Annotated in this window: 20 protein-coding genes and 1 tRNA gene; 8 read left to right on the top strand and 13 right to left on the bottom strand. The window is 66.7% G+C overall.

Going from position 1 to position 22,098, the window contains the following annotated elements:
* Nucleotides 1–52 precede the first annotated feature (52 nt).
* Nucleotides 53–2,371 (bottom strand): hypothetical protein, encoded by a 2,319-nt coding sequence (locus ATE67_RS15530; protein WP_058817566.1) that lies wholly within the window; start codon nucleotides 2,369–2,371, stop codon nucleotides 53–55.
* A gap of 177 nt (nucleotides 2,372–2,548) precedes the next feature.
* Complete coding sequence (locus tag ATE67_RS15535) at nucleotides 2,549–3,292, bottom strand: 16S rRNA (uracil(1498)-N(3))-methyltransferase (RefSeq protein WP_058817567.1); 744 nt, start codon at nucleotides 3,290–3,292, stop codon at nucleotides 2,549–2,551.
* Nucleotides 3,293–3,500: 208 nt separating this feature from the next.
* Here ATE67_RS15535 and ATE67_RS15540 point away from each other — a divergent pair, with 208 nt between their 5' ends.
* From ATE67_RS15540 to ubiA, 4 genes are all read left to right on the top strand, one after another.
* Nucleotides 3,501–5,432 (top strand): TadE/TadG family type IV pilus assembly protein, encoded by a 1,932-nt coding sequence (locus tag ATE67_RS15540; RefSeq protein ID WP_058817568.1) that lies wholly within the window; start codon nucleotides 3,501–3,503, stop codon nucleotides 5,430–5,432.
* Entirely contained in the window at nucleotides 5,429–6,037 is a 609-nt protein-coding gene (locus ATE67_RS15545; protein ID WP_156417054.1) for a TadE/TadG family type IV pilus assembly protein, read from the top strand. The genes ATE67_RS15540 and ATE67_RS15545 overlap by 4 nt, the downstream gene beginning before the upstream one ends.
* A 50-nt stretch (nucleotides 6,038–6,087) precedes the next feature.
* Nucleotides 6,088–6,726, top strand: coding sequence for a TadE/TadG family type IV pilus assembly protein (locus ATE67_RS15550; protein ID WP_231728186.1), 639 nt, complete (start codon nucleotides 6,088–6,090; stop codon nucleotides 6,724–6,726).
* Between the two features lie 73 nt (nucleotides 6,727–6,799).
* Nucleotides 6,800–7,708 (top strand): 4-hydroxybenzoate octaprenyltransferase, encoded by a 909-nt coding sequence (gene ubiA / locus ATE67_RS15555; RefSeq protein ID WP_058817570.1) that lies wholly within the window; start codon nucleotides 6,800–6,802, stop codon nucleotides 7,706–7,708.
* A 1-nt stretch (nucleotide 7,709) separates the two neighbouring features.
* Here ubiA and smc read toward each other — a convergent pair whose 3' ends face one another.
* The 4 genes from smc to ATE67_RS15575 all read right to left on the bottom strand — a co-directional run bounded on the left by smc (nucleotide 7,710) and on the right by ATE67_RS15575 (nucleotide 13,387).
* Nucleotides 7,710–11,156, bottom strand: coding sequence for a chromosome segregation protein SMC (gene smc, locus ATE67_RS15560; RefSeq protein WP_058817571.1), 3,447 nt, complete (start codon nucleotides 11,154–11,156; stop codon nucleotides 7,710–7,712).
* A gap of 155 nt (nucleotides 11,157–11,311) precedes the next feature.
* Nucleotides 11,312–12,058, bottom strand: a complete 747-nt coding sequence (locus tag ATE67_RS15565) for a thioredoxin domain-containing protein (protein WP_058817572.1) — start codon at nucleotides 12,056–12,058, stop codon at nucleotides 11,312–11,314.
* A 39-nt stretch (nucleotides 12,059–12,097) separates the two neighbouring features.
* Nucleotides 12,098–12,808, bottom strand: coding sequence for a thioredoxin domain-containing protein (locus ATE67_RS15570; protein ID WP_058817573.1), 711 nt, complete (start codon nucleotides 12,806–12,808; stop codon nucleotides 12,098–12,100).
* Nucleotides 12,809–12,823: 15 nt separating this feature from the next.
* On the bottom strand, nucleotides 12,824–13,387 hold the full coding sequence (locus ATE67_RS15575) for a DUF721 domain-containing protein (RefSeq protein WP_058817600.1): 564 nt from the start codon (nucleotides 13,385–13,387) through the stop codon (nucleotides 12,824–12,826).
* Between the two features lie 26 nt (nucleotides 13,388–13,413).
* Here ATE67_RS15575 and ATE67_RS15580 point away from each other — a divergent pair, with 26 nt between their 5' ends.
* Genes ATE67_RS15580 through nudC form a run of 3 tightly spaced genes read left to right on the top strand, consistent with a single transcriptional unit; the run spans nucleotide 13,414 to nucleotide 16,597 of the window.
* Nucleotides 13,414–14,442 (top strand): A/G-specific adenine glycosylase, encoded by a 1,029-nt coding sequence (locus ATE67_RS15580; protein WP_058817574.1) that lies wholly within the window; start codon nucleotides 13,414–13,416, stop codon nucleotides 14,440–14,442.
* A complete protein-coding gene (locus ATE67_RS15585) occupies nucleotides 14,439–15,728 on the top strand; it encodes a serine hydrolase domain-containing protein (RefSeq protein WP_058817575.1) in 1,290 nt (429 codons plus the stop codon). The genes ATE67_RS15580 and ATE67_RS15585 overlap by 4 nt, the downstream gene beginning before the upstream one ends.
* Entirely contained in the window at nucleotides 15,728–16,597 is an 870-nt protein-coding gene (gene nudC, locus ATE67_RS15590; RefSeq protein ID WP_058817576.1) for an NAD(+) diphosphatase, read from the top strand. Before ATE67_RS15585 ends, nudC begins: the two co-directional genes overlap by 1 nt.
* Before the next feature lie 33 nt (nucleotides 16,598–16,630).
* Here the strand turns inward: nudC and ATE67_RS15595 are convergent, their stop codons facing one another.
* The 3 genes from ATE67_RS15595 to ATE67_RS15605 all read right to left on the bottom strand — a co-directional run bounded on the left by ATE67_RS15595 (nucleotide 16,631) and on the right by ATE67_RS15605 (nucleotide 19,339).
* Entirely contained in the window at nucleotides 16,631–17,053 is a 423-nt protein-coding gene (locus tag ATE67_RS15595; protein ID WP_058817577.1) for a DUF2497 domain-containing protein, read from the bottom strand.
* Between the two features lie 99 nt (nucleotides 17,054–17,152).
* The gene (locus tag ATE67_RS15600) at nucleotides 17,153–18,640 is read right to left on the bottom strand and encodes a TolC family outer membrane protein (RefSeq protein ID WP_058817578.1); all 1,488 of its coding nucleotides are present in this window, start codon (nucleotides 18,638–18,640) and stop codon (nucleotides 17,153–17,155) included.
* 36 nt (nucleotides 18,641–18,676) lie between these two features.
* Entirely contained in the window at nucleotides 18,677–19,339 is a 663-nt protein-coding gene (locus ATE67_RS15605; RefSeq protein WP_082660413.1) for a protein-L-isoaspartate O-methyltransferase family protein, read from the bottom strand.
* Nucleotides 19,340–19,591: 252 nt separating this feature from the next.
* Here ATE67_RS15605 and ATE67_RS15610 point away from each other — a divergent pair.
* Nucleotides 19,592–19,665 (top strand) — tRNA-Cys (locus tag ATE67_RS15610).
* 212 nt (nucleotides 19,666–19,877) lie between these two features.
* Here the strand turns inward: ATE67_RS15610 and ATE67_RS22060 are convergent.
* The 4 genes from ATE67_RS22060 to ATE67_RS15620 form a co-directional block, all read right to left on the bottom strand.
* Complete coding sequence (locus ATE67_RS22060; RefSeq protein ID WP_082660414.1) at nucleotides 19,878–20,237, bottom strand: excalibur calcium-binding domain-containing protein; 360 nt, start codon at nucleotides 20,235–20,237, stop codon at nucleotides 19,878–19,880.
* 456 nt (nucleotides 20,238–20,693) lie between these two features.
* Nucleotides 20,694–21,053 (bottom strand): excalibur calcium-binding domain-containing protein, encoded by a 360-nt coding sequence (locus tag ATE67_RS22065; RefSeq protein ID WP_082660415.1) that lies wholly within the window; start codon nucleotides 21,051–21,053, stop codon nucleotides 20,694–20,696.
* A gap of 437 nt (nucleotides 21,054–21,490) precedes the next feature.
* Nucleotides 21,491–21,679, bottom strand: coding sequence for a hypothetical protein (locus ATE67_RS15615; RefSeq protein WP_156417055.1), 189 nt, complete (start codon nucleotides 21,677–21,679; stop codon nucleotides 21,491–21,493).
* Nucleotides 21,680–21,723: 44 nt separating this feature from the next.
* The gene (locus ATE67_RS15620) at nucleotides 21,724–21,975 is read right to left on the bottom strand and encodes a hypothetical protein (protein WP_058817580.1); all 252 of its coding nucleotides are present in this window, start codon (nucleotides 21,973–21,975) and stop codon (nucleotides 21,724–21,726) included.
* Between the last annotated feature and the right edge of the window lie 123 nt (nucleotides 21,976–22,098).

Consider the following 22,098-nt stretch of genomic DNA (forward strand, 5'->3'; position numbering starts at 1 on the left):
TATACTATTCAGTACAGAATGCAATCGGGCGGTTGCGCCCCGGTTTCGACGCCTATTTCACCCGCGCACGCAGGTTGATCGTGACGCTCGATCCGGGCGCCATGCTGCCTTTCGGGTTGATGCGGATGTGCGTCACATTGGCGTCGACGCCGTTCGCGTCGGCCGCCGGAACATAGGTCCAGCTGACCCCGCCATCGTTCGAGAAGGAGACGTCGTCGGTCGTGCTGGCGAGGCTGACGAAACTGTAGGTCAGCCCGCTCGATCCCGGGCCGAAGGCGATCGGCCCGGGGCCGGGTGCATAGGCGCCGACGAACAAGCTGAGGTTCGCGGGGATGATGTCGGTGACGATCACGCTGCCCGACGTCGGCGCGGTGCCCGTCGGGGCGGTGATGGTGAGGGTGTAGTCGGCGAAGCCGCCGGGGATCAGCTTGGGATTGAGCGCGCCGTTGAACGGGTCGCTGTACGCGACCGAGGTTTTGGCGATCGACAGCGGCAGGACATAGGCGTTGGTGTAGGTGCAGGTCGTCGCGGCCGTGTTGCCCGCGATCGTCAGCGTGCGGCCGGTGGCGCCGCTCGCCAGCGGGCTGCCGCCGGTGCATTCGACCGTCGCATTGTAGAGCGCGGCGACCGCGCCGCCGCCCCAGCTTTCGGCGGGCAGCGTCAGGACATCGCCGGCGCGGACGGTGACATAGCTTCCGGTCGTCGCGGTCGGCGCAGTCGAACTGAAGCTCGGGTTGGCGGGGCCGCCGGTCGTGGCCGCGCTTGCCGTGTGGCCGGTCGTCGCGCCGCTCCACTGCTTCGCCAGCCGGATCTGCTGCGCGATGCGGCTGTTGGTGAAGGTGCAGACGATCGCGGTGTCGGCGGCGTTCACCGTCAGCACATTGCCCGCGAGCGCCGTGGCATTGCCGGTGCAGGCGAGCGCCTGTGCGTAATTCGCCCCATTGCCGACGGTGAAGCTCTCGCCGAGCGTTGCGGCCTCGGCGGCGTAGACGGTGACCGCGGCGTTGGTGTCGGTCTCGGTCGCGCTGTTGGCGACCGAGGCAAGGCTGGCGTTGTTGACGAGGCCGGTGGTGGCGACGGTGACCGCGTCGGCGACGAGCGCATTGACCCAGCTCTTGCGCACGACGAGCGTGGCCGACTTGCGGCTGTTGGTCCAGGTGCAGGTGAGCGCGCTTCCCGACGGCATGACGACCGTGCGGCTGAGCCCGGTCCCCGACGTCGCGACGAGCGCATTGTCGCTGTTGCGGCGGCATTCGAGGCTGCTGTTGTAATTGGCGGCGTTGCCCGATGCAAAGGCTTCGGTCAGCGTCAGCGTCGATCCCGCGACCGCGACCGAGGTCGCGTTCGTCGTGCTGCCGCCGACGGTCGAGGATCCGGCGACGGGGATGAGCCCGCCGGCAATCGACAGGCTCACCGCGTCGCCGGCGATGCCGTTCGTCCACGCCTTGGCGAGCACCACGGGCGAGTCATTGTCGGTGATCGTGTAGCTGCTCGCCGTGATCGGCGCGCCGCCGCAGCTTGCGGTGCTCGACACGGTATAGCCGGCGCCGGTGCCCAGCGCGATCTGGATCGTCTCGCTGCTCTCGGTTGCGGTGTCGTCGATGATGGTGATGCCGAGCGGGACGGTCGTGTTGCTGTAGGTGCCGGCCGGGATCGTCACGGTGAAGTTCGCGCCGCCGCCCGGGGTCGTATAGTCGGCGCCGAGGGTGGCGGTGCCGCCGGTGATGCCGACGTTGACCGTGCGCGCCGTGAAAAGCGTGCCGCTGACGCGCAGCGCCGGGACGTTCGCCGACGCGATCGATTCGACGCCCGCGGCGCTCGCGGTCGACATTTCGACGAACGGGTTGAGCGAAATCCGGATGTCGTCGAGGAAATTGCCATAGCTGCCGGGGTCGGTGGTGATGAACTGGACGCGCTGCACCCCCGATGCGCCGGTGTAGGTCGCGGTGCCGGTGTTGACGTTCCAGACATTGTTGACCACCGACGCCTGGGTCGCAAGATTCTGGATCAGCGTGCCGCTGCTGTTCGCGATCTGGAAGCGCGCGGTCTGCGTCGCCGGGCCGCCCGCGCGCGCGCGATGGGCAAAGGTCCAGCCGATCGTCTCGCCGTTCACCATGCAGATATTCTGGTAGAAAGCGCCGGGGACGTTCGCATTCATCTCGGCGAACACCGACCCGTCGTAGGCAGGGACGCCTTGAAATCCCGTGTCCCACAGCTCGATCTCGCCGGAGGCCGAGTCCCAGCCTGCCACCGCCCCGTTCGAATAGATTTCGTAATTGGCGGCGCCGGGGCCCTGCGGATCGTTCGATTCGAACGACGGGTTCACGATGACGCGCTGCGCGTGCGCGGCGGGTGCAACGGCGAGCGCCAACCCCAGCCGGACGAGCCTGGTCAGTGCCCGCGCTAGCAGCGTTCGCCGGCCCCCACGCCAGCGGACTCGGCTCTGGTCCCGCCGTTGCATGGCCAAGCCTTTGTAGCGATAGGACTAATATGGAGTTAATTGCTGCCACTCTGGCAGCAATCTTGTCCCGAAATGAAACAGGATTGCCTAGCCGCGCCAGTCGCCGTGCTGCGCCATCCACAGGCTGATGGCCGCGATCGCCGCAGTTTCGGCGCGCAATATGCGCGGACCCAGCGCGATCCGTTTTACCGGCGCCGCAGCAAGCAGCATCGCCCGCTCGCGCGCGGTGAAGCCGCCTTCGGGGCCGGTCAGGATCGCTGCGGGCGCCGTCGCCGCGACCTCGGCCATCGGCGCGCCGCCTTCTTCGTCGGCGAACAGCAGGGCGCGCTCGGCGGGCCAGGTCTTCAGCAACTGCGGCAGCTTTACGGGCTCGGTGAGCTCGGGAAGCGCTGTGCGCCCGCATTGCTCGCACGCTTCGATCATCTGCGCCGCGAGCCGCTCCTGCTTGACCCGCTCGACGATCGTTCGCTCGGTGATCACCGGTTGCAGCCGTGCGACGCCGAGTTCGGTCGCCTTTTCGATGATCCAGTCGAGCCGCGCCTTCTTGACCGGCGCGAAGCAGAGCCAGAGATCGGGCACCGCTTCGCGGGGGTGCGTCTGCTGCTCGATGCGGATCGTCAGCGACCGCTTGACGGCCTCGGCGACGGTGCCCAGCCATTCGCCACTGATATTGTCGAACAGCAGCAGCGGGTCGCCGACCTTCATCCGCATCACCCCCAGCAGATAATGAGCGGCGGCGCCGTCGATCACAGGTGCGGCGTCGGGGCCGAGCGGCTGGTCGACGTAAAGACGGGGTGTGCTGGCGGGCGGCCAGGCGGGAGTAGCGGGCATGGATGATGCGATAGCAGAAGGCGATTTATCGTGCATCTATCGCGCTCAACCGGGCCCTGTTGTCCCGTAACGGGTCAAAAGCCGCAGAAAACGGGGAATCCGTCCGGCGGCGATTAGCAATTTGGTAAGCAGTCTTCCCCTAGGTGGAACGATACCAGTCACGCATCTGGGTGGGTTCGCGTGGCTAGGACCAAGAGGGGTTTAGACCATGCGAGGGACCTGTATCAGCCGCCTGCGGGCTGGCGCCTCGAAGCTGCTACGCGATCAGGGCGGCAACGCCATGATGCTGACCGCGGCCATGATCATTCCGATTATCGGATTCGCCGGGTCGGGCATCGACATCGGCCGCGCCTATATGGCGAAGCTTCGCCTGCAGCAGGCGTGCGATGCGGGCGCGCTCGCCGGCCGCCGCCACATGGCGGGCGGCACCTATACACAGGCGGCGAAGGACGAAGCGCAGAAGATGTTCGGCGTGAATTACTCTGACAATGCCTATGGCAGCAGCGGCGTGACCTTCAGCACGGTCGCCGCGAACAGCGCCGACGTCAACGGGACCGCGACCGCGCGCCTGCCCACGACGGTCATGAAAGTCTTCGGATTCCAAGCCTTCGATCTGTCGGTCAATTGCACGGCGAAGCTTGAGATATCCAACGCCGACATCGTGATGGTGCTCGACGTGACCGGGTCGATGGATACGGTCAATTCGGGCGACTCGATGTCGCGCATCGCCGGCCTGAAACAGGCGTCGATCGCGTTCTTCGACACGCTGACCACCGCCGACCTTGGCGACGGCCGCCTGCGGTTCGGCGTGGTGCCTTACAGCGGCACGGTCAATGTCGGGCCGCTCCTGATGTCGGCCAACCCATCGTGGATTTCGGATCAGGTGACGATGCCGTCGCGCACGCCGACCTTCTCCGGCTATAACTCGCCGACGACGAGCACCGGCACGGCGACCGACGGCGCAACCACCTATGGAAACTGGACGCAGCCCAACACCACGAGTTATGCCAGCAGCAGCAGTGCCTGCTCCGCCCTGGTCCCTCCCGCGAGCAGCTCGCCCGCAGGCGGCACGGCCACGACCACGCAGACCGGACAATATATCGACGCGAACAAGAATCGCATCACCGACTACAGCACGGCGCAGCCCTATACCTTCACCCAATATCGGTATGTGTGGAACGCGACGGCGACCAAATGCTATCGCGAGACGCGCACCGGCACCTTCACGCGCACGACGCCGTCGACCACAACGGAAACGCCGAAATTCAGCTTTTTCACCTATCACGACCGGACGTTTGACGTCACCCCGGCGAAGTCGGGCAACAGCCTGACCTTCGATACCTTCACAAGGGGCACGAACCTGACGGCGTCATGGGGCGGCTGCATCATCGAGGCCGACACCAAGCCGTTCACATCGACCCAAACTGCGCCCGCCGATGCGTATGACATGAACATCGATCTGGTCCCGACCAACGACGATGCGACCAAGTGGAAGATGTTCCTGCCCGACTTCGGCTACAGCCGGGGCTCACAGGCGACGACGACGTCGAACAGCACAAGCAAGGTCAACAGTTTCCGCGATACCAATATATCGAACCCGGACATCGCCGCCTGCCCCTATCAGGCGAAGAAGCTGACGACGATGACGAAGGCCGACCGCGACGACTTCGTCGATTACATCGGGAATCTGGTAGCGAACGGCTATACCTATCACGACGCGGGCATGGTCTGGGGCGGGCGCCTGCTTTCGCCCGACGGCATCTTCTCCAGCGACAACAAGGAAGCGCCGAACAAGCGGCCGATCGCACGCCATATCGTCTTCATGACCGACGGCGAGCCGACGGCGCCGCCAGCGAACCTGTCGTTCCAGAGCCAGGAGCAGTCGACCGGCCGCATCGGTTCGGGCACGAACGAGAACGAGGCGATCAAACGCCACACCAACCGCTTCCAGCAGATTTGCTCGGCGATCAAGGCAAAGAATGTCACCATCTGGGTCGTCGGCTTCGGCACCTCGATCACGACCGCGCTCAAGAATTGTGCGACGCCTGGCAAGACCTATTCGGCGGCCAACTCGGCGCAGCTCAACGAGAATTTCCAGGCGATCGCCCGGCAGATTTCGAAGCTGAGGCTGTCGCAATGATCGGGCGTTTCCTTCTTGCCCGCCGCATGGCGCGCGGCCTGGCGCGCGACAAGCGCGGGACAGCGTTCATGGAGTTCGCGCTCGCGGCGCCGCTGTTCCTGATGCTGACGCTCGGCGGCATCGACTATTGCTGGCAACTCTATGGCCAGCAGGTGTTGCAGGGCGCGGTGAACATCGCGGCGCGCTCGTCGACGACCGAAGGCTATATCAACAATACCGCGGCGCTCGACATTGTCGTGCGCAACAAGGTCCGCACGGTGTTCAAAAATGCGCAGGTCGACTTCTCCCGCCGCGCCTATGAAAGCTTCACCGAGGTCGGCAAGCCTGAGCCGTTCACCGACAAGAATGGCAACAACCGCTACGACAGCGGCGAATGCTTCGAGGATATGAACGGCAACGCGAATTGGGACACCGATCGCGGCAACACCGGCAACGGCAGCTCCGACGATGTCGTCGTCTATATCGCCTCGATGAAATATGACCGCATCCTGCCGATCTGGCGCATGCTCGGTCAACCGCAGGAAAAGACGCTGTACGCGACGACCGTGCTTCGCAACCAGCCCTATTCGACCAACACGTCCGTGAGTAAGGTCATATGCAGCTGAACCCTCTCCTCCGCCGCGCCTCAATCGTTGGCCGGCGCGCCGCGCGCCGCGTGCGTTTGCTTCAGAACAATCGGGCGACGGTGCTGGTCGAAATGGCCTTCTGCACGCCGTTGCTCGTCCTCATCATGTTCGGCGGAATAGAGATGTCGAACCTGACGCTGGTCAACACGCGGATCAGCCAGATTGCTTTCAACACCGCCGACAATGCGTCACGCATCGCGTTCGGCAGCAATCTGTCGCTGCCGCAGGTGCGCGAGGTGGACATCAACGACATCTTCGCCGGTGCGGAAGCGCAGGCCAAGGGCTTGAATTTCAAGCAGCATGGCCGGATCATCCTGTCGAGCCTCGAGATGAACGACGAGGGCGGGCAGGAAATCAAGTGGCAGCGCTGCTATGGCGACCTGCCGGTCAATTCCAGCTATGGCAAGCAGGGCACGGGCAAGACCGGGACGAGCTTCAAGGGCATGGGCCCATCGACCAAGCCCGTTGCCGCGACGTCGGGCACCGCGATCATGTTCGTCGAGATCGCCTATCAGTACCAGCCGGTCGCCTATGGCAACTGGCTGGGGCCGCGGCTCATTCGGACCGAATCGGCGTTCAACATTCGCGAAGGGCGCGATCTCGACACCGGCAATGGAGCCGGGATCATCAATCCCTCGCCGACGGCTCCGGTATCGAGCTGCCCTTGATCCGCGCGGCGCGGATTTAAAGGGAATCGGGGATTTATCGGCGGCGCCAGCCCTGCTATCGGGCGCGGTGCCGATGACTGCGACGCATCCTCCCGACAGCCAGATCCAGGGCTTCCTCGGCTTTCTGCCCGCGCGCGCGCGGCCCTATGCGCTGCTCGCGCGCTTCGACCGGCCGATCGGCTGGTGGCTGCTTTACTGGCCCTGCGCCTGGGGCATTGCTCTGGGTGGCGGCGCGCTCACGCATTGGTCCTTGTTCCTTTGGCTGCTGCTCGGTGCGATCGCGATGCGCGGCGCGGGGTGCGTCTATAACGATGTTATCGACCGCGATCTCGACGCCCGGGTCGCCCGGACGGCATCGCGTCCCGTGGCGAGCGGCGCGGTGTCGGTGCGCAACGCCCTGCTGTGGACGCTGCTGCTGTCGCTTGTCGGGCTGCTGGTGCTGGTCCAGCTGCCGTGGCGCGCGCAGATCGTCGCGCTCGCCAGCTTGTTTCTCGTTGCCGCCTATCCCTTCATGAAGCGGATCACCTGGTGGCCGCAGGCGTGGCTGGGGCTTGTCTTCAGCTGGGGCGCGCTCGTCGCCTGGGTCGCGGTCGAAGGCCCCGGGGGCCTTGGCCTGCCGCTGCTGTATGCCGGCTGCATCGCCTGGGTGATCGGCTATGACACCATTTATGCGCTCCAGGATATCGAGGACGACGCCCTCGTCGGCGTGAAGTCGAGCGCGCGCGCGATGGGGCGGCATGTGAAGGGCGGCGTCGGCTTTTGCTATGCGGTCGCGCTCGCCTGCTGGGCGGGGGCGCTGTGGAGCGTGCGGCCCGATCCGCTGGTGCTCGTCGCGCTGGTCCCGGCGGCGCTGCACCTGACGGGGCAGGTCGTGACTTTAAGCCCCGCCGACGGCGCCGACGCGCTCGCGAAATTCCGCAGCAACCGCTTTGCCGGGCTGCTGATCTTCGCGGCGATGCTGGTCGTGGGCAGCGCGCCCTAGCTCATTCCGCAGCCAGCAGCTCCTCGGCGCCGCCGAGGTCGACCGAGACGAGGCGGCTGACGCCTTTTTCGATCATCGTCACGCCGAACAACCGGTGCATGCGCGCCATCGTCACCGCATTGTGGGTGACGATCAGGTAGCGCGTGTTCGTCTCGCGGGTCATGCGGTCGAGCAGGTCGCAGAAGCGCTCGATATTGGCGTCATCCAAGGGCGCATCGACCTCGTCGAGGACGCAGATCGGCGCGGGGTTCGTGAGGAACAGGCCGAAGATCAGCGCGACCGCGGTCAGCGCCTGCTCGCCGCCCGACAGGAGCGTGAGCGTGCCGAGGCGCTTGCCCGGCGGCTGCGCCATGATTTCAAGGCCCGCCTCGAGCGGGTCGTCCGAATCGACGAGTTCGAGATGCGCCTGGCCGCCGTTGAACAAGGTGGTGAACAGCCGCTGGAAATGTTCGTTCACCGTCTCGAAGGCGGCGAGCAGGCGGACGCGGCCCTCGCGGTTGAGATTGCCGATCGAGCCGCGGAGGCGGTTCACCGCCTGCGTCAGCTCCTCGATCTCGGCGGCGCTCTTCTCGCGCTCGGCGTCGAGTTCGGCGAGTTCGTCGGCGGCGACGAGGTTGACCGGGCCGAGCCGCTCGCGGTCGGCGATCAGCCGGTCGTGCTGCGCCGATTCGTGCATCGCGTCGCCGACGCTCTCTTCGTCGAAGCCGGCCTTTTTGGGGAGCAGTGGCGGCGGGCATTCGAAGCGTTCGCCCGACAATCGGCCCATCTCGACGCGGCGGAGCTCGGCATTTTCGGAGCGCGCGACCGCGCCGGCGCGAGTCTCACGCGCAGCGGCGACGCGCTCGCGGATCGCGGTGAGCGCGGTCTCGGCTTCGCGGAGCGCGGCTTCGGCCTCGCGCTCGCGCGCTTCGGCGGCGGCGACCTGCTCGCGGATCGCGAGCTGCTGCGCCTCGGCGGCGCGGCGTTCGCCCGCGAGCTGTTCGGGAAGGTCGGCGAGCTTTGCGGCTTCGGCGGCCAGCGTTTCCGCGCGCTTGTCCATTTCGGTGACGCGGCGCGCGGCCTCGCCGGCGCGCGCCTTCCAGCTCTTGATCTCGGCGCTGACCACGGCCTGGCGCTCGCTCAAGGTCGCGAGGGTACGGTCGTGCGTGGCAAGGGTGTCGCGGGCGGCATTGGCGTCACCCCGCGCGCGCTCGGTCGCGGCTTCCTCGGCGTCCAGGGCGGCGCGCGCGAGCCGCTCGTCGGGAAGCGCGGCGAGCGCGGCTTCCTGCGCCGCGAGGGCGTCGGCGGCCTCCTTTGCGGCGTCGGCGATTTCGGCGAGGCGGCGGTCGAACAGCGCGGCGGCGTCGCGGTGGCGGTCGAGCGCGGCCTGCGCCTGATCGGCGGCGCGCAGCGCGGCGCGGCGCGCCTCGTCGGCCTGGGCGAGACCCTTGCGCGCGGCGGCCGCGGCTTCGGCGAGGTCTGCTGCCTTGGCGGCCGCGGTGTCGCGGCGATCCTTCAGCTCCTGCACGCCGCGTTCGACCTCGGGGCGCTGCGCGGCGAGCGCGTCGAGGCGATTCTGGCGCTGCAGCCGCTCGGTCGCGGTTGCGCCGTCGCCGCGCGTGACGAAGCCGTCCCAGCGGCGCATGACGCCGCCCGTCGTGACGAGGCGCTGGCCGACCGCGAGGCGCTGGCCGCTATCGGTTTCGGCGACGGCGACCTGCGCGAGGCGGCGGGCGAGCGCGACGGGCGCCTGTACGAAATCGGCGAGCGATGGCGTTCCCGCGGGAAGCGCCGGATCGTCTTTGCCCTTGTCGGCGCCGCCCCAGCTGCGTGCCGCGTCCTTGGTGGTGCCGGCGTCGAGATCGTCGCCGAGCGCCGCGGCGAGCGCGGCTTCATAGCCCGGTGTCACGCGAAGCTGGTCGAGAATGCGGTCGTCGCCGCTCTTGGCTGCGGCGAGCGCGCGTTCGAGCGTCGCCGCTTCGCCGTCGAGCGCGGCCAGCGCGGCGCGCGCTTCGGCGAGTCCCGCCTCGACGATGGCGAGTTCGGCGGCGGTGGCTTCGCGGTCGGCCTCGGCGTCCTGCAGCGCGGCTTCGGCCTTCGCTATCGCGGCCTCCGCCTCCTCGGCTGCCTTGGCGCTTTCCATCTGCGTCGTGGCGAGCGCGGCGCTTTCGCCAAGCGCCGCGATCTCGGCATCGACGCGCGCCTGCTCATTGGCGACGCGGCGCACCGCGGCCTCGGCGGTGTCGCGCGCCGACACGGCGATGCGCCGGTCGGCGGCCTCGCTTGCGGCCTTGGCGCGCGCCTGCGCCAGCGCGACCTCGGCGTCGCGAAGGCGTATCTGCGCCGCCTGATTGGCGTCGACGAGCGCTGTCTTGCCCGCATCGTGCGATGCGATGTCCTGCGCGATCGTCTTGCTCTCGGCATCGAGCGCGGTGAGCGCCGCATGCGCTTCGCGGGCGAACTCGCCCTCGCGCGTCCGGTCCTCGGCGAGGCGTGCCTGCTGCGCTGCCAGATCCTCGAGCCGCTGGCGTGCCGCGCGTTCCTCGCCCTGCAGGCGGACGAGCGTCGCGGTCGCCTCGGCAAGCGCGTCGCGCTGCGCCTGCGCCTCGGCGCGCGCGGTCCCGACGCGGGTCGCGACCTCGACCTGCGCGGCCGAGACGGTCTCGAGTTCGGCCTGCGCGGTTTTCACCGCGGCTTCGGCGGCGTCGGCGTCGCGGCGCGCCTGATCGGCGGCGGCGGCGGCGTCGCGCCAGCGGGCGTAGATCAGCCGCCCTTCGGCAACGCGGATATCCTCCGACAGCTTCTTGTATCTTTCGGCCGCGCGCGCCTGACGCCGCAGCGCGTTGGCGCGCACCTCCATATCGGCGACGATTTCGGACAGGCGATTGAGATTGGTTTCGGTCGCGCGCAGCTTTTGCTCGGCGTCCTTCCGGCGCACATGCAGCCCCGCGATCCCCGCCGCTTCCTCGAGCATCGCGCGGCGGTCGGTCGGTTTGGCGGCGATGACGTTGGCGATCTTGCCCTGGCTGACGAGCGCGGGGCTGTGCGCGCCGGTCGCGGCGTCGGCGAAGATCAGCGCGACGTCCTTCGCGCGCACGTCGCGGCCGTTGGCGCGATAGGCGCTGCCCGTCCCGCGCTCGATGCGGCGGATGATTTCGAGCTCGCGAGAGCCGTCGCTGGCGTCGGAAAGCCCCGCGACGACACCGCCCTCGGTATCGCAATGGATCGCGACCTCGGCGAAATCGCGCGCCGGGCGCTGCGACGTGCCCGCAAAGATGACATCTTCCATGCCGCCGCCGCGCATCGATTTGGGGCTGGATTCGCCCATCACCCAGCGGATCGCCTCGAGCAGGTTCGACTTGCCGCAGCCATTGGGGCCGACGACGCCGGTCAGCCCGGGTTCGATCCGCAATTCCGTGGGCTCGACAAAGGATTTGAAACCGGTCAGGCGCAGCCGCTTTATCTGCACGAAATCACCTCGTGCAGGTCATCGAATCGGAACTGGCGCAACGGTCGTGTCACATATCCCCCTGCCACCGTCATGACGCGGGCCAGTGGGAGTCGCAAGGACAGTTTGGGGCAGTCCGGGGGCGGGCTTTGCCCGCCCCCGAAGCCGATATGGCGTTACCGCGCGCCCATGGTGCGGAGGCGGTCGCGGAGCGGGCCCCAAGCGGCGATGCCTTCGGCGACCTGACCGTTGATGACGAAGGTCGGGGTGCCCTGCACCTTATATTGCTCGATCGCCTTGTTGGTGACGGTTTCGAGCTTCGAGATATTGTTGATGTCGCCGAGGCAGGCCTTGATCTGATCGGCGGTAATACCGCGCGACTGGAAGAAGGTGTCGAGCTTCCAGGCGGTTGCGAGCGCCGGGAAGCGCTCCGCGGGGGCCAGCTTCATCGCGGCTTCGCCGCCCGCGCTATTTTCCTGCGCGCCCTTGAAAAGCTCGGCCTGCGAGGCGAAGACATTTTCCTGCAGCGGGAAATAGCGATCGACCGGCGCGCACTGGATGATCGCAGCGGCCGAGGCGTCGAGCGGGTCGCGGATGAAGTTGCGGACCTCCAGGCTGACGCGGCCGGTGTCGATGAAGTCGCGCTTGATCTCTTCATGCGCTTCCTTCGAGAAATCGGCGCAGTGCGAACAGGTCAGCGACGCGAATTCGACGATCTTGATCGGCGCGTCGGGGTTGCCCATCACATAGCCGCCCTCGGCGGTCTTGCTGACCGTCGCCGACCAGCTCTTGCCCGCGGGCGGAGCGACCTTGGCGACGACGTCCTGTTCGGCGGTGGGGTCGGTCTTGGCGTCGCCGCAGCCGGCGAGCGCGAGCGCGCCGAGCGAGGCCAGAAGGAAAATGCGCAGCTTGGGCTGGGTCATGGTCTGATCGTCTCCGAAATTATGAGGTTGGGCGGGCTTTTACGAGGCCTTCAGCGCGGCGTCGAGTTTCGTTTTGAGCGTCGGCCAAGCGGTCGCTTCGGCATTGCGGCCGTTGATGAAGAAGGTCGGCGTGCCTTCGATGCGGTCGCCGCGGAGGCCAATGTTGGTCATGCCGGTGAGCTCCGCCTGCGCGACCTCGCTGTCGAGGCAGGCACCCAGCGTCGCCGCGCTGTATCCGCGCTGCTGCATCAGCGCGAACAGGCCGGTGTCCGCGGCGATCTTGCGCGCGCGCTGGCTGATGCTGCCCTCGTACCAGCTCGTCTTCTGGGCGTCGGTCGCCTTGACGACCTTGTTCAGCCACACGGGCTGCGCGGCGAAGATCGCCTGATGGTTGCCCGAAAAGGCGCTGGCGGCGCCGCAGCGTGCGAGCAGCGCCGCGGTCATGTCGACCGGATCGCGGACGAGGTTGCGATATTCGAAGAGGACCAGCCCCTTGTCGATATATTGCGCCTTCAGCGGCGCATGGCCGAGCTTCGCGAAGTCGGCGCAGTGGCTGCAGGTGTAGCTGAAATATTCGACCAGCTTCACCTTGGCGTCGGGATTGCCGACGAGATGCGCGCCGATCGCGGTGGTGCTGACGGTCGCCGACCAGGGTTTGGCGGGCGCGGCAGCGGCGACGAGCGCAAGGGCGCTGCCAGCGAGTGCGGCGATGGCGAAGCGCTTGGCGAAGGCGACGCGGATTGCGGGCATGGTTGACCGTCTTTCCTAACTTATTCTGGGGATTTTGGGCGCCGACGCCAGCCCCGCCGCCATGCGCTCAAGCACGGTGCGCAGCTCCGGGTCGCCGATATCGCGCAGGCTATCCCCCAGCTCGGCGGGTACGGGTTTCAGCATTGCCGGTGGCTGAACGGCGGGCGCGGGGGTGACCTGGCCGTGCGTCATGCGCACGCTGGCGATGGCGGCATAGCCGAAGAAGCGGTTGACCGCGGCGATGATGTCGGGCGCGACATGCTGGAGCATCGGGGCGTGCGCGCCGCTGATCGTCAGGTGCAGCGTGCCGCCGGCCTTCTGACCCGCGGGGAAGCGGATCATCGCGGGCTGGGTCACGTCGGCCAGCCGATCACCGACGATCTCGCGCCAGCGGCTGACCACCGACGACTGGATGAAGCCGAATTTGCGAAACGCGGTGCGGCCGATTTCGGGGACGAGGTCGGCGATCGAGCGCGCCTCGCCGCCGCGCGGCCGCTCGTAAGGCCTGGCATCGGGCTTCTTGGCCTTAGCCGCCTTCTTCGTCGGCTTTTCGCCTTTCGGAGTGTCCGCTTTCGCCATCGCCGCCGCCATGCCATAGGCGGGGGGTGAGCGTCCAGACTTCAGGCAGCATCGACAGCTTCGCGGCCCGCCTGCTGGGCTGGTACGATCGCTCGGCGCGCGTGCTGCCCTGGCGCATACCGCCGGGCAGCGCCGCAGTGCCCGACCCGTACCGCGTGTGGATGGCGGAGATCATGCTCCAGCAGACGACGGTCGCGGCGGTCGCGGGTTATTTCGAGCGCTTCATCGCGCGCTGGCCGACGGTCGCCGATCTCGCGGCGGCCGACGATGCCGACGTCATGGCGGCATGGGCCGGGCTCGGCTACTACGCGCGGGCGCGCAATCTGCTCGCCTGCGCGCGCGCCGTCGTGGCCGAGCATGGCGGGCATTTTCCCGACACCGAAACCGGCCTTCGCGCCTTGCCGGGGGTGGGCGACTATACCGCAGCGTCGGTCGCAGCGATCGCCTTCGCGCGGCCGTCGGTGGTGATCGACGCCAATATCGAGCGCGTGATCGCGCGGCACCGGCTGATCGAGACCCTGCTTCCTGCGGCAAAGCGCGAGATCCGCGCCGAACTCGCGCCGCTGGTTCCCAAGGACCGGCCCGGCGATTTCGCGCAGGCGTTGATGGACCTCGGCGCGACCGTCTGCACGCCGCGTTCACCGGCGTGCGGCATCTGCCCGGTGATGGCCGATTGCCGCGCGCGCGGCCGCGCCGACATCGAACGCTTGCCGGTCAAGCCGCCGAAGAAGGCGAAGCCGCAGCGCTATGGTCTCGCCTATTGGATCGAGCAGGACGGCGCGATCTGGCTCGTCCGGCGCCCCGACAAGGGGATGCTCGGCGGCATGCGCGCGCTGCCCGGCGGCGACTGGTGCGACACCCCGCCCGCCGAATCCGGGATCGTTCAGGTCGACCATGGTTTCACCCATTTCGACCTTCGCCTGACGCTGGTCGCGCGCGAAAGCGAGCATGCCGCAGGGGAAGGCGAGTGGTGGCCGCTTTCGGCGCTTGACGCGGCGGGATTGCCGACGCTCTATCGAAAACTGACCGACAAGATGCGGGAGAGAATTGCATGAACATGATGGTTTCACGCCGGTCCCTGCTGGGCGGCCTGGCGCTGGGCGGCGCAGGTGCGCTGCTGCCTGGTGCGGCGTTTGCGTTCAAAGCCGACGGCGCGGCGCTCTATCCCTCGACCGCAGCCTTCATCAAGGGCTTCGTCGACCGGCGCGAACTGGCGGGTACGCTCGCTGCGATCGGCAAGGGGCAGGATGCGCCCGCGATCTTCGGCGCGGGCACGCAGGCGATGGATTCGGCAAAGGCGGTCGACGGCGACACGCTGTGGCGGCTCTATTCGATGACCAAGCCGGTCACCGGCATCGCGGCGATGATCCTGATCGACGACGGCAAGATCAGGCTCGACCAGCCGATCGCCGACGTCCTGCCGGCCTTCGCGAAGATGAAGGTTCAGAACACCCCCGACGGCTCGCTCACCGACGTGCGCGATGCGAAGACCCAGATCACGGTGCGCCACTTGCTGACGCATACGGCGGGGCTCGGTTACGGCATCATCCAGAAGGGGCCGCTGAAGGACGCCTATAACGAACAGGGGATTCTGGGCGGGCAGGTCAGCCGGATCACGCTTCCGGGTTTCCCGCCCGCGACGCCTGCGCCCAGCCTTGCCGCCTTCGCCGACCGGCTCGCCGCGCTGCCGCTCGTTTATGAGCCCGGCACGCGCTGGAGCTATTCGGTGGGCCTCGACCTGATGGGCCGCGTCATCGAGGTCGTGTCGGGCCAGCCCTTCGACCTGTTCCTGAAAGCGCGCATCTTCGACCCGCTGGGGATGAAGAGCACGGGTTTTCAGGTGGCCGCCGCCGATGTCGGCCGCTTCTCGACCAACTATGCGCCGGTCGGCCCGGCGCTGTTTCCGATCGATCCCGCGACCAGCTCGATCTATCTCGACAAGCCGCCGATCCCCTATGGCGGCGGCGGGTTGGTTTCGAGCGCGCGCGACTACGACCGCTTCCTCGCGATGCTGCTTGGCGAAGGGGAAACCGGCGGCGTCCGTATCCTGAAGCCCGAGACCGCCCGGCTCGCGATGTCGAACCTGCTTCCCGCGGGCGCCGAGACCAAGGGCAGCTTCATTCAGGGCGAGGGCTTCGGCGCCGGCGGGCGCGTGTCGCTGCCGACCTCGCCCACGGGCGAAGGGGTTTTCGGCTGGGGCGGCGCCGCCGGGACGATCGGCTTCGTCGATCGCAAACGCGGCTACCGCGCGGGCGGCTATGCCCAATATATGCCCGCCGAGGCGCTGCCCTTCCAAAGCGGCTTCGGCAAGGCCTTCTTCGCCGACGTGCTGACGCGCTGATGCCGCTGCCGCTCGGCTTCACCGGCGCGCGGCTCGACCGCGCCGACCGGCTGCGCACCGACCCCGAGGCTTTCGCCGCGGCGACCGCCGATCCGCGGGCGACCTGCCTCGCGATGGACGGGATCGACCCGGTGCCGGGCGAGCGCGGCGGGCTGGTCTGGGAGCCGCTCGATCCGTCGGACGAGCGGCCGCTGATGCTGCTCGGGATCGACGACGCCGGTGCGCCGCGCTTCGTGCGTGCCCCCGCGCCGGGCGCGCGTATCGATGCGCGCTCGCGGACGGTGATGCGGCTGATCCCCTTGCTGTCGCCCGAGGAGGCGGCGCTCTATGGCGGCGCGCGCAGCCTTGTCGACTGGCACGCGCGCCATCGGTTTTGCGCGGTCTGCGGGGCGCCGACCGAGATTTTTCGCGGCGGCTGGGGCCGCAAGTGCGGCCAGTGCCATGCCGAGCATTTTCCGCGCGTCGACCCGGTGGTGATCATGCTCGCCGAGCATGACGGCCGTGTGCTCGTGGGTCGTCAGCCGGGCTTTCCGCCGGGCTTCTTCTCGGCGCTCGCGGGCTTCGTCGAACCCGGCGAATCGCTCGAGGAGGCGGTGGCGCGCGAATTGTTCGAGGAGGCGGGCATCGAGGTGTCGGGCGTCACCTATGTGGCGAGCCAGCCCTGGCCCTTCCCCTCGTCGCTGATGATCGGCTGCCGCGCGGTCGCGGCCGACCCCGCGCTGACGATCGACACGACCGAACTCGAAGCCGCGATGTGGGTCGACCGCGCCGAGGTGCGCGCCGCGCTGGCGGGCGAAATGGGGGCAAGCTTCATGGCGCCGCCGCCGCTGGCGATCGCGCGCTATCTGCTGGAGGATTGGGCAAGATAGATGCTCCCTGCGGCACAGGGAGGATAGCAATTGTCAGAACTTCTTGCCGGTGATCCGGCTGATTTCCTTCGCCACCATCGCCTCGACCATGGCGGGCAGATTGGTGTCGAGCCAGTCCTTGAGCATCGGGCGCAGCGCCTCGAGCACGACCTCTTCCATCGTGCGGCCGCCCGCGGGCGCTGGGGTTGCCGCGACGGGCGCGGGGGCGACCGCGGCGGTCAGCGCCTCGAGCGACTGGCGCGCGGCATCGGCGCTGGCGGCCGAGACCAGCTCGTCTTCGGTCGGGATCACGGGCGCGGGCTCGTCGTGCGATTCCTGTTCGTCGAGATCGAGGACATCTTCGCTCTCCGTCGCAAAACGGGCTTCGCGGGCGCCGGGCGCCTCGTCGCGGGCAATGACGCGCCGAATCGATGACAATATGTCTTCCATAGATGGCTCTCGCGACAGATCGCCCATTTATGCCCCCATTTGCCCCTCAGGGTCCCACGATATCAGGGTCGCCCTAACGAGCGGTTAACCATCATCTTACCGGCCGGGGGCGGCCTTTGCCAAGCCTTATTGTTTCGGGCCGACCTCGACATAGGCAGGAACCGCCGCGGTCGCGGCAGGGATCGCCTTGGTGTCGGTCGCGACCTGCTGCGGCGCCGGATCGTCGGCCCAATCCCACAGCTGACCCTTCACGCGGCGATAATTGACCTCGGGATCATAGAGCGCGCCGCCCTCGATCCCCAGGTCGCGCGCCTCGGCCTTGCCCATCGCGGCGAGCACCGAAAAGGCGGCGACATAGGAGTTGCGCCGCGCCGAGACGAGCTGGACCTGGGTGTTCAGATATTCCTGCTCGGCATTGAGAATGTCGAGGATCGACCGCGTGCCGACGCTGTTCTCGGCGCGCACGCCTTCGAGCGACAGCCCGTTCGCGCTCACCGCCTGCTCGGTCGCGGCGATGATCCGCTCGTTCGCCTGCCACGCGGCATAGGCGCCGCGCGTCTGGGCGATCACGTCGCGTTCGACCGCGACATAATTTTCGATCGCCTGGCTCGTCTGCGCCTGCGCCTGGCGCACGCGCGCCGAGGCGCGGCCGCCCTGGAAAATCGGCAAGGTCATCGACACGCCGGCGATCGTGCTGGTCGTCGTATTCTCCGACGTCGAATTCCCGGCCGGGATCGAGTTGAGATTGTTGTTGTAGCCGCCGCTGATCGTCGCCGAGACCTTGGGCGCGCGCGTCGCCTGTGCGCTGCCGATGTCGGCGCGCGAGGCGTTGAGCCGCTGGTTTGCCGCCTCGATGTCGGGATTGCTGTTGAGCGCGATCGCGACCGCTTCCTCGGCGGTCGTCGGCAGGTTCGGCAGCAGCGGGGGGGGCTGCAGATCGTCGGGGGCGTCGCCGACGAGCCGGATATAGGATTCGCGGCTGCGGATCAGGTTCGATTCGGCGGTGCGCAGATCGCCCTCGGCGAGCGCAAGGCGCGCCTGCGACTGGGCGACGTCGGTGCGCGTCAGGTCGCCGATCTCGAAGCGGTCGCTGGTCGCCTGCAAATTGGTGCGCAGGACCGAAACATTCTTTTGATTGAGCTGGACGATCGCGATGTCCCGGATCACGTCCATATAGGCGCCGACGGTCTGCGAAAAGATGCTCGCCTCGGTCGCGCGCAGGTCGGCCTGTCCGGCTTCGACGCGATATTTGGCGGCCTTCACCGCGTTGCGCACCGCGCCGCCCTGATAGAGGGGCACCGACAGCTGCGCCCCGGTCGAAAAGGATCGGCCGGGCGTGAAGAAGCTGTTGCCGGGGACCATCAGATTTTCCTGATAGTCGGCGCTGGCCCCGACCGACGGCAGGCCCGATGCCTTCTGGATCGGGACATTTTCGTCGTTCGCGCGCTGGCCGGCGCGCGCCGCGGTCAGCGTCGGGTTGTTCTCATAGGCCTTGGCGAGCGCCCCCTGCAGCGTTTCGGCATGCGCCGGCGATGCCGCGACGAGCGCGCCCAGCGCCAGGCCGGCGAGCCAGCGGGTACGGCGACCGGTCTCTTGGTTCTTTTTATCGTGCATCGTAATGTTCAGCCTGAAACGGGAGGGGGAGGGCCGTCAGAATTGGAAAGGCTTGGGGGCGGCGAAACCGGGCAGCGGGGCGACATCCATGTCGGCGAAGGAGCGCAGCGCGACCGTGCCGCCGGTCTTCACGCCCTGGACCAGGCGCGTGACATTGCCGTCGCGGCGCGCGGCGACAATGCGGCCGCCCTCGGCAAGCTGTTTCGCCAGCGCGTCGGGCAGCGCGTCGATCGCGCCCTCGACGATGATGCGGTCGAACGGCGCCGCCTTTGCCGCGCCGGCGGCGAGCGGGCCTTCGATCCATGTGACGGTCGGCCCGGTTACGGCGGCGCGCGCCGTCGCGAGCAGCTCCGGCGATTCCTCGACCGCATGGACCTCGGCGCCGAGCTTCGCGAGCAGCGCGGCGGTGTAGCCCGTCGCGGCGCCGATCAGCAGCACCCGCTGGCCGGGGTGGATGTCGGCGGCGACCAGCAACCGCCCGGTGACGAGCGGGGCGTTCAGCGCGCGGCCGTCGCCGAGCGCGATCGCGCGGTCCATATAGGCGACGCTCGCCAGCGCCGCCGGGACATGCGCCTCGCGCGCGACACTGCCCATCGCCGCGACCACCGCAGGGTCGATGACGTCGTTGGTGCGGAGCTGGCTGTCGACCATCGCGGCGCGCATTTCGGCCGCACCAATCTCGCTCAATTTCGTTGCCATCGTGTCGTTTCCAATTCCCTGGGACCAAAGTCTTGCGGCCGCCCTAGCCTAAGCCGGGCTGTATTGCAATGATAATACAGCATCGCCACCATTTCGCGCCGCGCATAGCTGGCAACGGCCGGGTCGCCAAGCCTGCATCGCGCCATTATGGCGCGCTGTCCGGCGAATCCTTGACAAGCCAGGCAAAGCCCATCACTAGCGGCGCCTCCACCCGGCCCGGTCCGCGACAAGCGGCCGCGGCGTTCGGCATGAGGCCCGATGGCGGAGTGGTTACGCAGAGGACTGCAAATCCTTGCACGCCGGTTCGATTCCGGCTCGGGCCTCCACCGAGTTTCCCCTTTAAAAACAATAACTTAGCACGAGTAAACTCTTCCCCACAATTCCGCGGGTTACAGGGATATAGCGGCCTGATTGCGCGCCCAAGAGACTGGAATTACAGGGGAAATTTCACGCAAATTAGGCCCTGAATGAGCAGAGTCTCTGCCGCCGAAAGTGCATGTAGGGATTTGATTTTATGAATCGCTGCGGTCGGCGGCGACTACCGGTAGGGCTCACATGCGATCCCGTCGCTATCGCCATCCATGCCTTCTCGATAGCCGGGTTCGCCGCGATAAATTGGAGCAGTGCCGGCGGCCCGAGCATCGTTGCACCCCGACCAATAGTCGCCCTCTTGGGGCGCGCGCTCTCGCATCGCGCCTGTCGCCACTGCAACTTCCTTTGCGGTCGATAGAGCGGCGGCTTGCTGTTCGGGGCTTGCGAGCGCCCAACCTCCTCCTGCGACCGCGCCGATGAGCCCTAGCCCGACAAGGACGCTACCCGACGACGAGATATTGTTTCGTCGATGGTTTCGCCGATGATTGTATCGGCGAGGTTCGTGATAGGTCCGTCGGCGTTTCATTCCCGACGGGTATCACGGGTTGGTAAAAGAGCGGTTCCAGTTGATGGTGGCAAATTGAAGGGTCAGAAGTGTGGTCGACCAGCCATTTTTTCGAACCGGTCTCCTTGTTCGAAGATCGATACTATCAGTGCGAGAACAGGCTGACACGGGCACTCGAAAGCACCGCGGAGAGCGATTAAGTTACTAATTTTAATAACTTTCTTACAAAGCCTCGCAGTTGGTTCGAGTCAGACGCGTGCCTCCACCGAGTTTCCCCTTTAAAAACAATAACTTAGCACCAGGAAACTCTTCCCCATATTCCCGCGGGTTACGGGGATATTGCGGCCTGATTACGCCCCGAAGAGACTGGAATTACAGGGAAAACTTGTGCCAAATCAGCCCATGAAGAGGCAGTGTCTCTGCCGCCGAAAGTGCATGTAGGGATTTGATTTTGTGAATCGCTGCGGTCGGCGGCGACTACCGGTAGGGCTCACATGCGATCCCGTCGCTATCGCCATCCATGCCTTCTCGATAGCCGGGTTCGCCGCGATAAATTGGAGCAGTGCCGGCGGCCCGAGCATCGTTGCACCCCGACCAATAGTCGCCCTCTTGGGGGGCGCGCTCTCGCATCGCGCCTGTTGCCACTGCAACTTCCTTTGCGGTCGATAGAGCGGCGGCTTGCTGTTCGGGGCTTGCGAGCGCCCAACCTCCTCCTGCGACCGCGCCGATGAGCCCTAGCCCGACAAGGACGCTACCCGACGACGAGCTATTGTTTCGTCTATGGTTTCGCCGATGATTGTATCGGCGAGGTTCGTGGTAGGTCCGTCGGCGTTTCATTCCCGACGGGTATCACGGGTTGGTAAAAGAGCGGTTCCAGTTGATGGTGGCAAATTGAAGGGTCAGAAGTGTGGTCGACCAGCCATTTTTCGAACCGGTCTCCTCGTGCGAAGATCGATACTATCAGTGCGAGAACAGGCTGGCACGGGCACTCGAAAGCACCACGCAGAGCGACTAAGTTACTAATTTGAATAACTTTCTTACAAAGCCTCGCAGTTGGTTCGAGTCAGACGCGTGCCTCCACCGAGTTTCCTCTTTAAAAACAATAACTTAGCCCCGGGAAACTCTTCCCCACATTCCCGCAGGTTACAGGGATATGGCGGCCTGATTGTGCGCCCAAGAGACTGGAATTACAGGGGAAATTTGCCGCAAATCAGGCCCTGAATGAGCAGAGTCTCTGCCGCCGAAAGTGCATGTAGGGATTTGATTTTCGTCGATTAGCCGCCTGGCCCAAAGACGTCTTCTATGAGGCGGTAGAGCTTTGGGTCGTGGGCGCTGAGTTCGCGGCGGGTGTTGAGCGCGATCTCGTCTCCTCGGCATTCGAGGGCGACAGCGCTGACATCCTCCATCAACATTCCGATCTGCGTGCAGAGGCGGATTGCAAGGTCGCGGCGATCGTCGTCCATGGAGGGACGAAGCGGTGAGGCGGCCGATAAGTCCATAACCATCTTCATGCCGACGCTCCGAACATCGCGCGCTGCTCGGCCCAGTCGAGCGGCCATTCCTGCGACAGCATCCAGTCTGGCGTGACATGACCGGGTGCGGTGCCGGTCAGCATAGCGCGCTGAATGTCCGGTGCGAGCAGCCCGATCACAAGTCTCAGGCGTCGCCAATCCGCCGTAGGCCCGGTCATCTGGCCATGCTGGGCAGTCGTCATCGGCAAGGCGTTAAGCTGGCTGAGGTTGTGATGCGCGATGCGCACCAGCGCCGCTAAGTCCGCCTTGATTGAGGATCAGCGTGCAATAGGCACCCCCTTCGTGGGGTGATCGGCGTGCAAAAAGGACCCCTTCATCCCGGGGATTTAGTCGGCCGACTGGTTTTGATC

The sequence above is a fragment of the Sphingopyxis sp. H050 genome, from assembly GCF_001468265.1.
Classification (GTDB): domain Bacteria; phylum Pseudomonadota; class Alphaproteobacteria; order Sphingomonadales; family Sphingomonadaceae; genus Sphingopyxis.

Excerpts from the sequence above, each read along its gene's own strand:
- ATE67_RS15615 (WP_156417055.1), bottom strand. The coding sequence starts at position 21,679 with ATGGACGACGATCGCCGCGACCTTGCAATCCGCCTCTGCACGCAGATC.
- ATE67_RS22060 (WP_082660414.1), bottom strand. The coding sequence starts at position 20,237 with ATGAAACGCCGACGGACCTATCACGAACCTCGCCGATACAATCATCGG.
- ATE67_RS15565 (WP_058817572.1), bottom strand. The coding sequence starts at position 12,058 with ATGACCCAGCCCAAGCTGCGCATTTTCCTTCTGGCCTCGCTCGGCGCG.
- ATE67_RS15575 (WP_058817600.1), bottom strand. The coding sequence starts at position 13,387 with ATGGCGAAAGCGGACACTCCGAAAGGCGAAAAGCCGACGAAGAAGGCG.
- ATE67_RS15585 (WP_058817575.1), top strand. The coding sequence starts at position 14,439 with ATGAACATGATGGTTTCACGCCGGTCCCTGCTGGGCGGCCTGGCGCTG.
- ATE67_RS15540 (WP_058817568.1), top strand. The coding sequence starts at position 3,501 with ATGCGAGGGACCTGTATCAGCCGCCTGCGGGCTGGCGCCTCGAAGCTG.
- ATE67_RS15595 (WP_058817577.1), bottom strand. The coding sequence starts at position 17,053 with ATGGGCGATCTGTCGCGAGAGCCATCTATGGAAGACATATTGTCATCG.
- ubiA (WP_058817570.1), top strand. The coding sequence starts at position 6,800 with ATGACTGCGACGCATCCTCCCGACAGCCAGATCCAGGGCTTCCTCGGC.
- ATE67_RS15535 (WP_058817567.1), bottom strand. The coding sequence starts at position 3,292 with ATGCCCGCTACTCCCGCCTGGCCGCCCGCCAGCACACCCCGTCTTTAC.
- ATE67_RS15600 (WP_058817578.1), bottom strand. The coding sequence starts at position 18,640 with ATGCACGATAAAAAGAACCAAGAGACCGGTCGCCGTACCCGCTGGCTC.
- ATE67_RS15570 (WP_058817573.1), bottom strand. The coding sequence starts at position 12,808 with ATGCCCGCAATCCGCGTCGCCTTCGCCAAGCGCTTCGCCATCGCCGCA.
- ATE67_RS15545 (WP_156417054.1), top strand. The coding sequence starts at position 5,429 with ATGATCGGGCGTTTCCTTCTTGCCCGCCGCATGGCGCGCGGCCTGGCG.
- ATE67_RS15605 (WP_082660413.1), bottom strand. The coding sequence starts at position 19,339 with ATGGCAACGAAATTGAGCGAGATTGGTGCGGCCGAAATGCGCGCCGCG.
- ATE67_RS22065 (WP_082660415.1), bottom strand. The coding sequence starts at position 21,053 with ATGAAACGCCGACGGACCTACCACGAACCTCGCCGATACAATCATCGG.
- nudC (WP_058817576.1), top strand. The coding sequence starts at position 15,728 with ATGCCGCTGCCGCTCGGCTTCACCGGCGCGCGGCTCGACCGCGCCGAC.